Origin of the sequence: Polaromonas sp. YR568, assembly GCF_943369415.1 — a bacterium.
In the GTDB taxonomy this organism is placed as follows: Bacteria; Pseudomonadota; Gammaproteobacteria; order Burkholderiales; family Burkholderiaceae_C; genus Polaromonas.
In genome coordinates this window covers 41,306-54,786 of the sequence record NZ_CALRNF020000032.1, presented here as the reverse complement: position 1 = coordinate 54,786, position 13,481 = coordinate 41,306, and the positions used below count along the sequence as shown (strand labels likewise).

The window sequence follows — 13,481 nt, the reverse complement described above, 5'->3', positions numbered from 1 at the left end:
GCTTTTACGGCGCGAAGTCGTCGACCTGGATCACCCGGTCGGCCGCGCGCAGGTAAGCCAGCGCCAACTCGGGCCGGCTGGAGGCCTGCGCGGCGCGCTCCATGGACTGGCTGCGGCGCACGGCCTTGTTGAGGGTCACCGTTTCTTCACCCAGTTGCGCAGCCAGGGCCAGCGCATCCATCAGGTCGCGCAAGCCGCCGCCGGCCGGCGTCGCCAGGTCGGGGCACAGGCGCTTCACAAGCGCGTTGTTGGTGCGCAGCAGTTTGGCCAGTTCCAGCAATTGCACGTCGCGCACCGGCGCCAGCCGCGTGCTGCGGTTGAGTACCAGCGAACCCACCACCCGGCGCAGCGGCGAGGGAAAGTTGGCATACAGCGCTTCCAGCGCATTGCCGGCTTCGTCGAGCTGCATGCGGATGGCGGCCCTTGCCACCGGCAGCATGTCCGCGTCCTTTTCCATCGTGTAGCGCCACACGCAGGCGCTGGCCATGTAGAGGTGGGCCAGCACGTCGCCCAGCCGGGCCGACAGCAGTTCCATGCGCTTGAGCTTGCCGCCCAGCAGGCCCATGGCCAAGTCGCAGGTGAGTGCGTACTGGCTGCTCAGGCGGGCAATCAGCCGGGCTTCCTTTTCCAGGCCCTCGGGCGGCGTGCCCAACAGCGGTGCGCCCGCGATGCTGTGCCAGAAATTGCGCAGCAGGTGCCCGCCGTGGCCTATCAGCGCCTGGCCCAGCGCTTCGGCGTCCTTGTCCTGCACGGCCTGCATTTCCTTCATGACGTAGGGGTGGCAGCGCACCGCGCCCTGGCCGAAGATGATCAGCGAGCGTGTCAGGATGTTGGCGCCTTCCACGGTAATGGCGATGGGCGCGCCGCGGTAGGCCACGGACAGCAGGTTGGACGGCCCCTGGATGATGCCCTTGCCGCCCAGGATGTCCATGCCGTGATTGACGGCGCGCCGGCCGGCTTCGGTCAGATGCACCTTCAGGATGGCGCTGGCCACGCTGGGCTGCTCGCCGTGGTCGAGCGCGGCGGCCGTATAGCGGCGCGCGGCGTCCGTGGCGTAAAGCTCGCAGGCCATCCCGGCGATCACGCCGGCAATCGCGTCAAAGCGGCCTATGGGAAGGCCGAACTGCTCGCGCACCTGGCCGTAGCCGTTGGCCACGAAGAGCGAGGTTTGCTGCATGGCCGCGCCCAGTGCCGGCAGCGAAATCGCGCGGCCGGCAGCCAGGCACTCCATCAGCATGCGCCAGCCATGGCCGACGCGGGGCTCACCGCCTATGACCCAGTCCATGGGGATAAAGACTTCGCGCCCCTCGATCGGGCCGTTCATGAAGGCGGCGTCCATGGGGCGGTGCCGTCTGCCGATCTCCATGCCGGGCTGCGGCACCGGAATCAGCGCGCAGGTGATGCCCAGGTTGCGCTGACCTTCGGGGAGGCTTTCGTCAATCGCGTTGAAAGCCAGGCCGACGACGGTGGCCACCGGCGCCAGGGTGATGTAGCGCTTGGAGAAATTCACGCTGAAGCCGCGCACCGTGGCGCCGTCGATCTCGCGCTCGACCAGCACGCCGCTGTCGGGGATGGAGGCCGCGTCGGAGCCCGCATACGGTGAGGTCAGCCCGAAGCAGGGCAGGTCGCGGCCGTCGGCCAGGCGCGGCAGGTAGTGTTGCTTCTGCGCAGGCGTGCCGTAGCGCAGCAGCAGTTCGGCCGGGCCCAGGGAGTTGGGCACCATGACGGTCACGGCCGCGGAGATGTTGAGCGTGGCGATGCGTGTCACCACGGTGGCATGGGCGTAATGGCTGAAGCCCAGCCCGCCGTGCTCTTCGGGAATGATCATCCCGAAGAAGCGGTGCTCTCGCAGGTAAGCCCACACCTCGGCGGGCAGGTCGCCGGCCTGATCGATAGCGAAATCGTCCAGCATGGCGCACAGTGCGGTGACTTCCGTGTCGAGAAAGGCCTGCTCCTTGCTTGTCAGCACATTGGGCCCGGCGGCGAGCAGGGCGTCAAAGTCGGGGCGGCCGGAAAACAGCCGGCCTTCAAAACCGACGGTGCCCGCTTCCAGTGCGGCCCGTTCGGTGTCGCCCATCACAGGCAAGGCCTGGGCAAAGGGTTTCATGGCGGCTTGGCCTAGCCAGTGGGCAAATCCCATGTTGTCTCCGAAGGGGAAGTAAAGATGGTTCCAGCGTACGCAGTGCCCAGCCCGGCGCCTAGTGCCGCCCGGCCCGTCTGGCTGTAGGCGAATTTGCCAGCCGGGGGTGGCAGGCCTCATGCAAAGGCAGCATAAGAAAGGTTCCCGCACTTTCAGCCCTCTTATACAATTGCTCCGGTCTGATTTTTGCTAGTGTTTCCTGGTTTTTACTTCCAAGTTTTATAAGAGGAGTTGAGGACATTATGAAAAAGCATCTTGGGTATTGGGCGTTTTCGGCCATGCTGGTCGCGGCACTGACGGCCTGCGGTAAAAAAGAAGAGGCGCCTGCCGCTGCGGCCCCGGCCGCCGCCGCAAGCGCACCGGCCCCGGTGGCCGCCGAAGAAAAGGTTCTCAATGTCTATAACTGGCCCGACTACGTCGCCAAGGACATGATTGCCAATTTCGAGAAGGAAACTGGCATCAAGGTCAACTACCAGACCTTTGAAAACAACGAAGCCCTGCACGCCAAGCTGGTGGCCGGAAACACGGGCTACGACATCGTCGTGCCCGGCGCCGTGTTCGCCAAGCCGCAGATCGACGGCGGCCTGCTCGCCAAGCTCGACAAGACCAAGATCGCCAACTACGGCAACCTGGACCCGGCCATCATGGAAAAGCTGGGCACCATTGACCCGGGCAACGCCTACCTCGTGCCCTGGGCCTGGAGCTTCACCACGGTCGGCATCAACAAGGCCAAGGTCACCAAGGCCCTGGGCTCCACTCCCATGCCTGCGAACGCCTGGGAACTGGTGTTCAACCCGGTCTACACCGCCAAGCTCAAGTCCTGCGGCATCGCCTACCTCGACTCTCCCACCGAAGTGCTGCCGCCGGCCATGCACTACCTGGGCAAGAACGCGTACTCCAACGACCCTGCCGACCACAAGGCGGCCGCCGAAATGCTCGCCAAGGTGCGCCCGCACATCCGCATGTTCTCCAGCACCATGATTGACGACCTGGCCGGCGGCAAAGCCTGCGTGGCGCTCGCCTGGGCCGGCGACATCAACATCGCCCGCGGCCGCGCCATTGAAAACAAGAGCGGCAACGACGTCGAAGCCCTGCTGCCCAGCACCGGCGGCCTGATCTTCTTCGACACCCTGGCCATCCCCAAAGATGCCAAGCACCCGAACAATGCGCTGGCCTTCATCAACTACTCGCTGCGCCCCGAGGTGTCGGCATCGCTGACCAACGAACTGGGTTACGCCACGGCCAACAAGGCCAGCCTGGCCAACGTCAAGCCTGAAATTGCCCAGGACAAAGCCGTGTTCCCCGACGCCGACAACCTGAAGAAAATGGTCTCCCCGGCCAGCTTCAGCAACGAAGCGCGCGAGTCCATGAGCAATGTCTTCACCGCCTTCAAAAAAGGCAAGTGAGTTTTTTGCTGTCTTGAACCGACGTTAGTGAGTTCGAACCCGGCTGTGCATGCAATGCGTTGCGTGCGCAGCTTTTTTTCATCTTGGTGAGACGACGGGAAGCGCTGTTCATGAACCTGCCCCTATCGCCCGGTGATGGCTATTTGCGGACCGACCAGCTGGTCAAGCGCTTTGACGGCGTGGCGGCGGTCGACGATGTGTCGCTGTCCATCCACAAGGGCGAAATCTTTGCTCTGCTCGGCAGCTCCGGCTGCGGCAAATCAACCCTGCTGCGCATGCTGGCGGGTTTTGAAAAACCGACCTCCGGCGCGGTCATCCTCGACGGCGTGGACATCGCGTCCTTTCCACCTTACGAGCGGCCCATCAACATGATGTTCCAGTCGTATGCGCTGTTCCCGCACCTGACGGTCTGGGACAACATTGCCTTCGGCCTCAAGCGCGAAGGCATGCCCAAGGCCGAAATAGCGGCGCGCGTGCAGGAGATGCTCAAGCTGGTGCAACTCGAGGCCTTTGCCAAACGCAAGCCGCACCAGCTTTCGGGCGGGCAGCAGCAACGCGTGGCCCTGGCGCGTAGCCTGGCCAAGCGGCCCCAGCTGTTGCTGCTCGACGAACCGCTGGGTGCGCTCGACAAAAAACTGCGCGAACGCACGCAGTTCGAACTCGTCAACATCCTGGAATCCGTGGGCGTGACCTGCGTCATGGTGACGCACGACCAGGAAGAGGCCATGGCCATGGCTTCGCGCATCGCGGTGATGAGCCACGGCCGCGTGCTGCAGGTCGGAACGCCCAAGGAAATCTACGAGCACCCCAACTGCCGTTTTGTGGCCGACTTCATCGGCAACGTCAACATGCTCGAAGGCGAGCTCACGCTGGACGAAGCCGATCGCTGCGAAGTCACCACCGACCAGGGCGTGGTGAGCGTGGGCCACGGCATCAGCGGCACGCAAGGCATGTCGGTCGCCGTCGCGGTGCGGCCCGAGAAAATTCACATCGCCAAGGCACGGCCGCCCGGGGTCGGCGTCAACCTGTTCACCGGCAAGGTGCGTGAGATCGCCTATTTCGGCAGCTACAACACCTTCATCGTCGAGGCGGCCGGCGGGCGCAGGCTCAAGATTACCGAGACCAACACGACGCGCCATGAAAGCGACACCATCACCTGGGAAGACCCGGTGTTCTTCTGGTGGGACAACTCGGCGCCGGTGGTGCTGACGCAGTGAGCGGCCCGGCATGAACATTCCCTCCTGGCTTCAACTCAACCTGGGGCGGCGTTTCGTCATCGCCGTGCCTTACGTCTGGCTGCTGCTGTTTTTTGTCGCGCCTTTCCTGATCCTGCTGCGTATCAGCGTGACGGACATGGGCAACGGCGTCGACCCGTTCGCGCCGCTGATCGAGACGGTGCAGGGCTCGTGGCACGTCCTGCTGCGCTACAACAACTATGCCTCCATCTTCATCGACAACGCGCAGGACGCCGCGGGCGGCTTCGGCAACACGATTTACATGGAGGCCTACAAGACCTCGCTGAAATACGCCTTGCTGACCACGCTTTTCTGCCTGGTCATCGGCTATCCCTTCGCGTACTTCATCGCCCGTTCGCGGCCCGCGATCCGGCCGGCTTTGCTGATGCTGGTCATGCTGCCGTTCTGGACTTCCTTCCTGCTGCGGGTCTACGCCTGGAAGGGCATCCTGGCCGATCAGGGCGTGCTCAACAACCTGTTGCTGTCGCTGGGCATCATCCAGGAGCCCATGGTGATGCTGTACACCGACGTCTCAATGCTGGTGGGCATGACCTATGTCTACTGCCCTTTCATGATCCTTCCGCTCTACGCCAACTTGGTGAAGATGGACTTCCGCCTGCTGGAGGCCGCGCACGACCTGGGGGCCAGTGCCTGGAAAGCCTTCTGGCTGATCACCGTGCCGCTCAGCAAATCGGGCATCGTGGCCGGCTCCATGCTGGTGTTCATTCCCAGCGTCGGTGAGTTCGTGATTCCCTCGCTGCTGGGCGGCGCCGAAAACATCATGATAGGCCGCGTGGTGTGGGACGAGATGTTCAGCAGCAACAACTGGCCGCGCGCCTCCGCGCTGGCGGTGGTGATGATCTTGCTGATCCTGGTGCCGCTGGCCTTCTACTACCGCTCCAGCAGCGACCGCGATGCGCAGGGAGGCCACTGACATGAACGCCGGCGTGAGAGGCTTTCTGCGCTTTGCGGAAAACAATGTGGGCAAGCTCTGGATGGGGCTGGTCTACCTGTTCCTGTACATCCCGCTGTTTTTCCTGATCGTCTTCTCGTTCAACAGCACGCGACAGGACGGTGTCTTCACCGGCTTTTCGATGCGCTGGTATGAAGCCTTGCTGGCGGATTCGCGCCTGGTCGAGGGTTTCTTCCTGTCGCTCAAGGTGGCGCTGATCACCGGCACGCTGTCGGTGGTGCTGGGCAGCTTTGCCGCCTTCGTGCTGGTGCGCTACCTGCGCTTCACCGGACGCACGCTGTTTTACGGGCTGGTAAACGCCCCGCTGGTCATGCCCGAGGTCATCATCGGGTTGTCCTTGCTCTTGTTCATGGTGGCGGTGCAGCGAACCGTGGGCTGGCCGGACCGCGGCTTCATCACCATCGTGACCGGCCACACCTTGCTGGGCATGGCCTACGCCACGGTGGTGATCCAGTCGCGACTGAGCGAAATGGACCGGACGATAGAAGAGGCCGCCATGGACCTGGGTTGCCGTCCGATGCAGGTGTTCTTCCTGGTCACGCTGCCCAACATCGCACCGGCCCTGGTATCGGCCTGGTTGCTGACCTTCACCTTGTCGTTTGACGACGTGGTGATTTCGGAGTTCTTGTCGGGCCCGGGCGTGACGACCCTGCCACAGGTGATCTTCAGCTACGCCCGCCGCGGCGTGAACCCGTCGATTTACGCGGCGGCGACGATCCTGATCGCGGTAGTGTCGCTGGGCATCATCAGCTACAGCCTCTACGTGATGCGCCGGCAAAAGCGGCTGGACCGCGAAATCAGTGCGGCGGCTCGACCAGAGCAGGCTTTTCCAGACCCCGCCCCGGGAAAGTAGCCAGTACCACGCCGGCCAGCGCGATGCCGAAGGCGCCAACCTGCGTGGGGCTCAGCGTTTCACCCAGCACAAGGACGCCCACGGCGGCGGCGCTGATGGGCAACAGCACCGCGAATACGCCGGCCTCGTTGGCCGGGATGGTCTTGAGGCCGGTCATCCAGAGCCAGACCGTCCAGACACTGGCGGCCAGCGAATAAAACACCAGCAGCAGCCAGACAGAGGCCGGGACCTGGCCGAAGTCAAAACTCCAGGCCATCCACAGGCCCAGCGGGGTGACAAGCACAAAACCCCAGAGGTTGATCAAGGCCGAGATGCGTTTGGGGCTCAGCACCCCGGTCAGCTTCTTGCCTATCACCGCATAGGCGGCTTCGCACAGGACCGCGCCGACCAGCAGCAGGTTGCCCAGCCAGGCGTAGCTCGTGCCCGTTTCCGGCCCTGCGGCTTGCACGGACGGCTGGCTTTTGGACAGTGACACCAGAGCGATACCGACCACGGCGCAGGCCACCGCACCCCATACCCGCAGACCGATGCGCTCCCGCAGAAAGGCCCAGCTCATGAGCGCGACAGCCGCCGGGATGGACGCCATGATGACGCCGGCCGCGACGGCGCTGGTCATGCTGACGCCGAACAGCATGCAGATGGAAAACAGGAAGTTGCCGAGGAAGGATTCGAGAAACAGCAGCCTGCGGGTCGGCCCGCTCATCGGAATTTCGTCGGCGGGCTTTTTCAGCCAGCGCACCATCGCCGCACCGCCTATGCCAAAGCGCAGCCAGGCGAGCAGAAAGACGGGCAGGGCCGCGGCCAGGGGTTTGGACAAGGCCACATAGCTGCCCACCAAAGACATGCTGAGTGCGAGGCAGGCATAAGCCGTGATGCGATTCATTAAACTGGGAGTTCCTGATGCTGAAGGCCCTGCGGCCCGCCGGTGGATTGGACCGGCAGCGCGCGCCGGCGCAGGCCGGAATCATGCCTTAATTTGCAGTACAGGATTGAAGCCCCACAGTTCCCGACACCCAGGATTTCCAAGCGATGCTGTCACCTTCCACCCGCCATGTTTTTGTCTACGGCACCCTGCGCAAGGGGGAAGAGCGCGACATCAACCGTCTGCAACCCACACCCCAATGGGTGGGCCGGGCAAGCGTGGAAGGCGTCATGCATCACCTGGGAAGCTACCCGGGGCTTGTACTGGGCGCGCCGGGCACGGTGCACGGTGAGGTGTACGCCGTCACCGCCGAACTGGAACGGGTGCTTGACGAGATCGAAGAGGTCTGGCCGCAGCAAACCGGTGAATATGCCAAGCGGGAAGTGATGGTGCGGCTGGAGCAAGGCGGGGCTGCTTCCGCCCCTGCAGGGTCGCACGGCGCGGATCGGGAACTGCTGTGCGTTCTCTACGAAATCGCACCGGAGCGCATTGATGGCAAGCCTGTCATCGCCGGCGGCGATTGGGTGCTGCACCGAACCGGCCACGAGCGCTGAGCCTAAGCCCCTCGACCACCCGCACGCGCCTGCGCGCCCGATTTTCTGAGAGCGCTCCCTTGACGGCCGCCACTTGGCAGCGAGCGGCGTGCGCGCAGTCCGGGGTAGCGCTTTATTTCACGATCCAATAAATCCGTTTCACTATGCAAAAATAGCTAATGGTGCGCTGCCGCAATATTTCTCAATATGAGAGATTGAATTTTATATTGTGGTAGTTATTGAAAATGTAGTTGATTTAATTGGATTTAATTTTTGTCTTATATAAGACATAAGAGCTTCCAATGGTCTTGTAGAAGACTTAAAGTGAGTCCATCGCATTCACTTTTTATCTTCTTCATTCACCTCAACCCACGGAGCGCACCATGCCACAAACCCTCACTGAACAACTGAGCCGCGACCAGCAGATTTCCGCCCTGGAAAAAGACTGGGCCACCAACCCCCGCTGGAAGGGCATCAAGCGCGGCTACAGCGCCGCCGACGTGGTCCGCCTGCGCGGCTCCTTCCCGATCGAGCACACGCTGGCACGCCGCGGCGCCGAAAAACTCTGGGACCTGGTCAACAACGAGCCCTACGTGAACTGCTTGGGCGCGCTCACCGGCGGCCAGGCCATGCAGCAGGTCAAGGCCGGCGTCAAAGCGATTTACCTGTCAGGCTGGCAAGTCGCCGCCGACAACAACAGCTACGCTTCGATGTACCCCGACCAGTCGCTGTACCCGGTCGACTCGGTGCCCACCGTGGTCGAGCGCATCAACAACACCTTCCGCCGTGCCGACGAGATCCAGCACGCCAAGGGCATAGACGCCGGCGACAAGGGCTACATCGACAACTTCGCGCCCATTGTGGCGGATGCCGAAGCCGGTTTTGGGGGCGTGCTCAATGCCTTCGAACTGATGAAGGCCATGATCAAGTCCGGTGCCGCCGGCGTGCACTGGGAAGACCAGCTCGCATCGGTCAAGAAATGCGGCCACATGGGCGGCAAGGTGCTGGTGCCTACCGCTGAAGCGATACAAAAACTGGTGGCCGCACGCATGGCGGCCGACGTCTGCGGCGTGCCGACGCTGGTGATTGCCCGCACCGACGCCGAAGCGGCCGACCTGCTGACCAGCGACTACGACGAAAACGACAAGCCCTTCATCACCGGCGAGCGCACGTCAGAAGGTTTCTACAAGACCAAAAAAGGCATTGACCAGGCCATTAGCCGCGCCATCGCTTACGCCCACTACGCCGACCTGGTGTGGTGCGAAACCGGCACGCCCGACCTGGAGTTCGCCAAAAAGTTTGCCGACGCCGTGCACAAGGTGCACCCCGGCAAGATGCTGGCCTACAACTGCTCGCCGTCCTTCAACTGGAAGAAAAACCTCGACGACGCCACCATTGCCAAGTTCCAGAAAGAACTGGGCGCGATGGGCTACAAGTACCAGTTCATCACCCTCGCAGGTATCCATTCCATGTGGTACAACATGTTCGACTTGGCGCAGGACTACGTGAAGCGCGGCATGACGGCCTATATTGAAAAGGTTCAGGAGCCCGAATTCGCAGCCCGCGACCGCGGCTACACCTTTGTGTCGCACCAGCAGGAAGTCGGCACCGGCTACTTCGACGAAGTCACCACCGTGATCCAGGGCGGCAAGTCCAGCGTGACCGCGCTCACCGGCTCCACCGAAGAAGAACAGTTCCACTGAACTGACTCCATTCCAGCGATTACCCAGACGCTTGTGCCTTCAAGGGCGCGGCTTTAGCCCGGACAGGAACATAGGGCCTGTCCGGGCTTTTTTGAGGCTGCTTTTTCGCGTAGAGTGCGGTTTGTTACAAAAACAGGCTTTAAACATCAACAGGAGGAGGTTGCCGTGTCGGATTCAACCGTGGGTTTCAAGCGTATTCCTTGCCCCGATTGCGAGGGGTCCGGCGAACTGCGCATTGAAAGCGAGAACATCAACGAGCACTTTGAAGTTGAAAAGCAGACCGTCATCACCGAATGCCCGCGTTGCCTGGGCCTGGGATTTTTACCGCCGGGTTCGTCGTAGCCGAGCTTTTGCGGCCTCCGTCAGGCCCTTCTATATAGTCGGCCGCAACCTGCCGTAAAATACGCACATGCAATCAATCAAACTGGAAACAGGAAGGATCGTTCGGGTTATGACACCGCGAACTACGCCCTCGTCCGTTTTCTGGAGTCATCCAGGGCGCTAGTCCGCACCCCTTGGTGATTGTTAGCTACACAATTCATAGCTTAAATCCAAATTCCCCATCAAAGCGCGGCATGTTCCGCGCTTTTTTGTTTTGTTTTTCCATTTTTGCCCCTAAAAACTCATCCCCATGATTCAGATCACGCTCCCCGACGCTTCCAAGCGCGAATTCCCCCAGGCCGTCACGGTGGCCGAAGTCGCCGCCTCGATAGGCGCCGGCCTGGCCAAAGCCGCCTTGGGCGGCAAGGTTGACGGCAAGGTCGTCGACACCAGCTACGTGATAGACAAGGACAGCGCACTGTCCATCATCACGGCCAAGGATGCCGATGGGTTGGACATGATCCGCCACTCCACGGCCCACTTGCTGGCCTATGCCGTCAAGGAACTGTTCCCGGATGCGCAGGTCACCATCGGTCCCGTGATTGAAAACGGCTTCTTTTACGACTTTTCGTACAAGCGCCCGTTCACGCCGGAGGATTTGGTTGCGATTGAAAAGCGCATGACAGAGCTCGCCGCCAAGGACGAACCGGTTACACGCCGCGTGTTGCCGCGCGACGAAGCCGTGGCGCACTTCAAGAGCATAGGCGAGCACTACAAGGCCGAGATCATCGCCAGCATTCCCGCCAACGAAGACGTTTCGCTGTACCGCGAAGGCGCTTTTGAGGACCTGTGCCGCGGTCCTCACGTGCCCAGCACGGGTAAGCTCAAATTTTTCAAGCTCATGAAAGTAGCCGGCGCCTACTGGCGCGGCGATCATCGCAACGAAATGCTGCAGCGTGTTTACGGCACGGCCTGGGCCACCAAGGACGAGTTGCAGCAGTACCTGACGATGCTGGAGGAAGCCGAAAAGCGCGACCACCGCAAGCTCGGCAAGGAGCTGGACCTGTTCCACATTGACGACCATGCGCCCGGCCTCGTGTTCTGGCATCCCAAAGGATGGACGATCTGGCAGGGCGTGGAACAGTACATGCGCAAGGTCTACCAGGACAACGGCTACCAGGAAGTCAAGGGCCCGCAGATCATCGACAAGACGCTGTGGGAAAAAACCGGCCACTGGGACAAGTACCGCGACAACATGTTCACGACCGAAAGCGAAAAGCGCGAATACGCGCTCAAGCCCATGAATTGCCCCGGCCACATCCTGATCTTCAAGCAGGGCATCAAGAGCTACCGCGACCTGCCGCTGCGTTACGGCGAATTCGGCCAGTGCCACCGCAACGAGCCCTCGGGCGGGTTGCACGGCATCATGCGCGTGCGCGGCTTCACGCAGGACGACGGCCATATTTTCTGCACCGAGGACCAGATACTTAAAGAGTGCGTGGACTACACCACTTTGCTGCAGAAGGTCTATACCGACTTTGGCTTCAAGAACATCATCTACAAGGTCGCCACACGTCCCGAGGCGCGCATCGGCTCGGACGAAAGCTGGGACAAGGCTGAGAACGCGTTGATGGAAAGCCTGCGCGCGTCCGGCTGTGAATTCGAAATCGCGCCCGGCGACGGCGCGTTTTACGGCCCCAAGATCGAATACACGCTGAAAGACGCCATCGGCCGCCAGTGGCAGTGCGGCACCATGCAGGTTGATTTTTCGATGCCGGAGCGCCTGGACGCCGAATACGTGGGGGAGGACGGCAACCGCCACCGCCCTGTGATGCTGCATCGCGCGATTGTGGGCAGTCTGGAGCGATTTATCGGGATTTTGATCGAGGAACATGCCGGCGCGCTGCCGACCTGGCTGGCCCCGGAGCAGGTTTCGGTGCTCAATATCACCGATTCCCAGGCCGAATATGCCCGGGAAGTGGCCAAAACGCTGCAAAATCAAGGGCTTAGGGTCAACCTTGACCTGCGCAATGAGAAAATTACGTATAAAATACGGGAGCACTCGATGAAGAAGCTGCCTTACATCCTGGTCGTGGGCGACAAGGAGAAAGCAGCCGGAGCCGTTGCAGTGCGCGCCCGAGGCAACAAAGACCTTGGAGTGATGCCCCTTGATGCATTTGCCCAGCAAATTGCCTCTGACATCGCACAAAAAGCCTGAACCGCTGGAGAATTCACCCGAATTCACCGGCACTAAAGCTTCTCGTCCCTGTAGGACGGGCGCAAGCCGCTATAGCTTTTATAGCAAGAGTTAAAGGACAGAACCATCGCTACTGAATTTCGTGACCGCCGTCACCGTGAAGAACGCAAGCACCGCTTGAACCGTGAAATCATGGCCCCCGAGGTACGCCTGAGCGGGCCGGACAACGAGCCTTTGGGCATTGTCAGCATCACGGAGGCCTTGCGCCTGGCAGGTGAGGCCGACGTGGACCTTGTTGAAATCTCCCCCACAGCGGTTCCGCCGGTGTGCAGGTTGATGGATTACGGCAAGTTCAAGTACGCCGAGCAGAAAAAGGCGGCGGAAGCGAAGTCCAAGCAAAAAGTGATCGAGATCAAGGAAGTCAAATTCCGGCCCGGCACTGACGATGGGGACTACAACATCAAATTGCGCAACATCAAGCGCTTTTTGGAAGAAGGCGACAAGTGCAAGATTACCTTGCGCTTTCGCGGCCGTGAAATCACGCACCAGGAACTGGGCCTCGCCCTCCTGGCACGTATTCGCGATGAGTTGGCGGATTTGATTGTGGTGGAGCAGTTCCCCAAGCTTGAAGGCAGGCAGATGGTCATGATGATCGCGCCGGGCCGCAAGAAACCCGGCGGCAAGCCGGCGGCGGAAACTGCGGCGGCACCAGCCCCTTCGGCTGCGGCCTGAGGGTAGTTAAGGAATACAGGCTTGCCGGAGTTATCCGGCGGGTCTTTAAGGAGGATGCCGCAAGGCATTTCCAGTGAGGAGCGGCGACAAGCCTTTCTTCCGAAAGCGCCGGAGTCAAACCCGTCGCAACCAGCGAATGCCGCAAGGCTTCGCCGGCAGTGGCAAGGGTCATACCTCGCCGCTACAAGTGGCTCGGGGCCATCAAGTCTGCGGAAGGTTCGCAGCGCCTCACGAGCACAAATGAAAAGGAGCATTCACATGCCCAAAATGAAGACCAAGAGCGGCGCTAAAAAGCGTTTCCGCGTTCGTCCGGGTGGTACCGTCAAGCGCGGCCAAGCCTTCAAACGTCACATCCTGACCAAGAAGACCACCAAAAACAAACGCCATCTGCGTGGTGCGGTGACTGTTCATGAGACCAATATGGGTCACATGGCACAGATGCTCCCAGGCCAGGGCATTTAATTAA

At 61.4% G+C, this 13,481-nt stretch carries 12 protein-coding genes; 10 read left to right on the top strand and 2 right to left on the bottom strand.

Going from position 1 to position 13,481, the window contains the following annotated elements:
- Window positions 1–4 precede the first annotated feature (4 nt).
- Window positions 5–2,140, bottom strand: a complete 2,136-nt coding sequence (locus ACLV74_RS19100) for an acyl-CoA dehydrogenase (protein WP_411880992.1) — start codon at window positions 2,138–2,140, stop codon at window positions 5–7.
- 242 nt (window positions 2,141–2,382) lie between these two features.
- On the opposite strand from ACLV74_RS19100, the gene ACLV74_RS19095 reads away from it, so the two are divergent.
- The 4 genes from ACLV74_RS19095 (at window position 2,383) to ACLV74_RS19080 (ending at window position 6,607) form a co-directional block, all read left to right on the top strand.
- Entirely contained in the window at window positions 2,383–3,546 is a 1,164-nt protein-coding gene (locus tag ACLV74_RS19095) for an extracellular solute-binding protein (RefSeq protein ID WP_411880991.1), read from the top strand.
- Between the two features lie 110 nt (window positions 3,547–3,656).
- Window positions 3,657–4,763, top strand: coding sequence for an ABC transporter ATP-binding protein (locus ACLV74_RS19090; RefSeq protein WP_411880990.1), 1,107 nt, complete (start codon window positions 3,657–3,659; stop codon window positions 4,761–4,763).
- 10 nt (window positions 4,764–4,773) lie between these two features.
- Window positions 4,774–5,715, top strand: coding sequence for an ABC transporter permease (locus ACLV74_RS19085; RefSeq protein ID WP_411880989.1), 942 nt, complete (start codon window positions 4,774–4,776; stop codon window positions 5,713–5,715).
- Window position 5,716: 1 nt separating this feature from the next.
- Window positions 5,717–6,607, top strand: coding sequence for an ABC transporter permease (locus ACLV74_RS19080; RefSeq protein WP_411880988.1), 891 nt, complete (start codon window positions 5,717–5,719; stop codon window positions 6,605–6,607).
- Here ACLV74_RS19080 and ACLV74_RS19075 read toward each other — a convergent pair.
- Window positions 6,552–7,490 (bottom strand): DMT family transporter, encoded by a 939-nt coding sequence (locus ACLV74_RS19075; protein ID WP_411880987.1) that lies wholly within the window; start codon window positions 7,488–7,490, stop codon window positions 6,552–6,554. The genes ACLV74_RS19080 and ACLV74_RS19075 overlap by 56 nt on opposite strands.
- 146 nt (window positions 7,491–7,636) lie before the next feature.
- Here ACLV74_RS19075 and ACLV74_RS19070 point away from each other — a divergent pair, with 146 nt between their 5' ends.
- The 6 genes from ACLV74_RS19070 to rpmI all read left to right on the top strand — a co-directional run bounded on the left by ACLV74_RS19070 (window position 7,637) and on the right by rpmI (window position 13,477).
- Window positions 7,637–8,083, top strand: coding sequence for a gamma-glutamylcyclotransferase (locus ACLV74_RS19070; protein ID WP_411880986.1), 447 nt, complete (start codon window positions 7,637–7,639; stop codon window positions 8,081–8,083).
- Window positions 8,084–8,445: 362 nt separating this feature from the next.
- Window positions 8,446–9,765 carry an isocitrate lyase gene (gene aceA, locus ACLV74_RS19065; protein ID WP_411880985.1) on the top strand — a complete coding sequence of 440 codons (1,320 nt, stop codon included), beginning with the start codon at window positions 8,446–8,448 and terminating at the stop codon, window positions 9,763–9,765.
- Between the two features lie 165 nt (window positions 9,766–9,930).
- Complete coding sequence (locus ACLV74_RS19060; RefSeq protein WP_411880984.1) at window positions 9,931–10,107, top strand: hypothetical protein; 177 nt, start codon at window positions 9,931–9,933, stop codon at window positions 10,105–10,107.
- 289 nt (window positions 10,108–10,396) lie between these two features.
- A complete protein-coding gene (gene thrS / locus ACLV74_RS19055) occupies window positions 10,397–12,304 on the top strand; it encodes a threonine--tRNA ligase (RefSeq protein ID WP_411880983.1) in 1,908 nt (635 codons plus the stop codon).
- A 105-nt stretch (window positions 12,305–12,409) separates the two neighbouring features.
- The gene (gene infC / locus ACLV74_RS19050) at window positions 12,410–13,015 is read left to right on the top strand and encodes a translation initiation factor IF-3 (protein WP_411881016.1); all 606 of its coding nucleotides are present in this window, start codon (window positions 12,410–12,412) and stop codon (window positions 13,013–13,015) included.
- A gap of 258 nt (window positions 13,016–13,273) precedes the next feature.
- Window positions 13,274–13,477: a 50S ribosomal protein L35 gene (gene rpmI, locus ACLV74_RS19045; RefSeq protein ID WP_007870723.1), complete on the top strand. Its 204-nt coding sequence runs from the start codon at window positions 13,274–13,276 to the stop codon at window positions 13,475–13,477.
- Window positions 13,478–13,481: the final 4 nt, after the last annotated feature.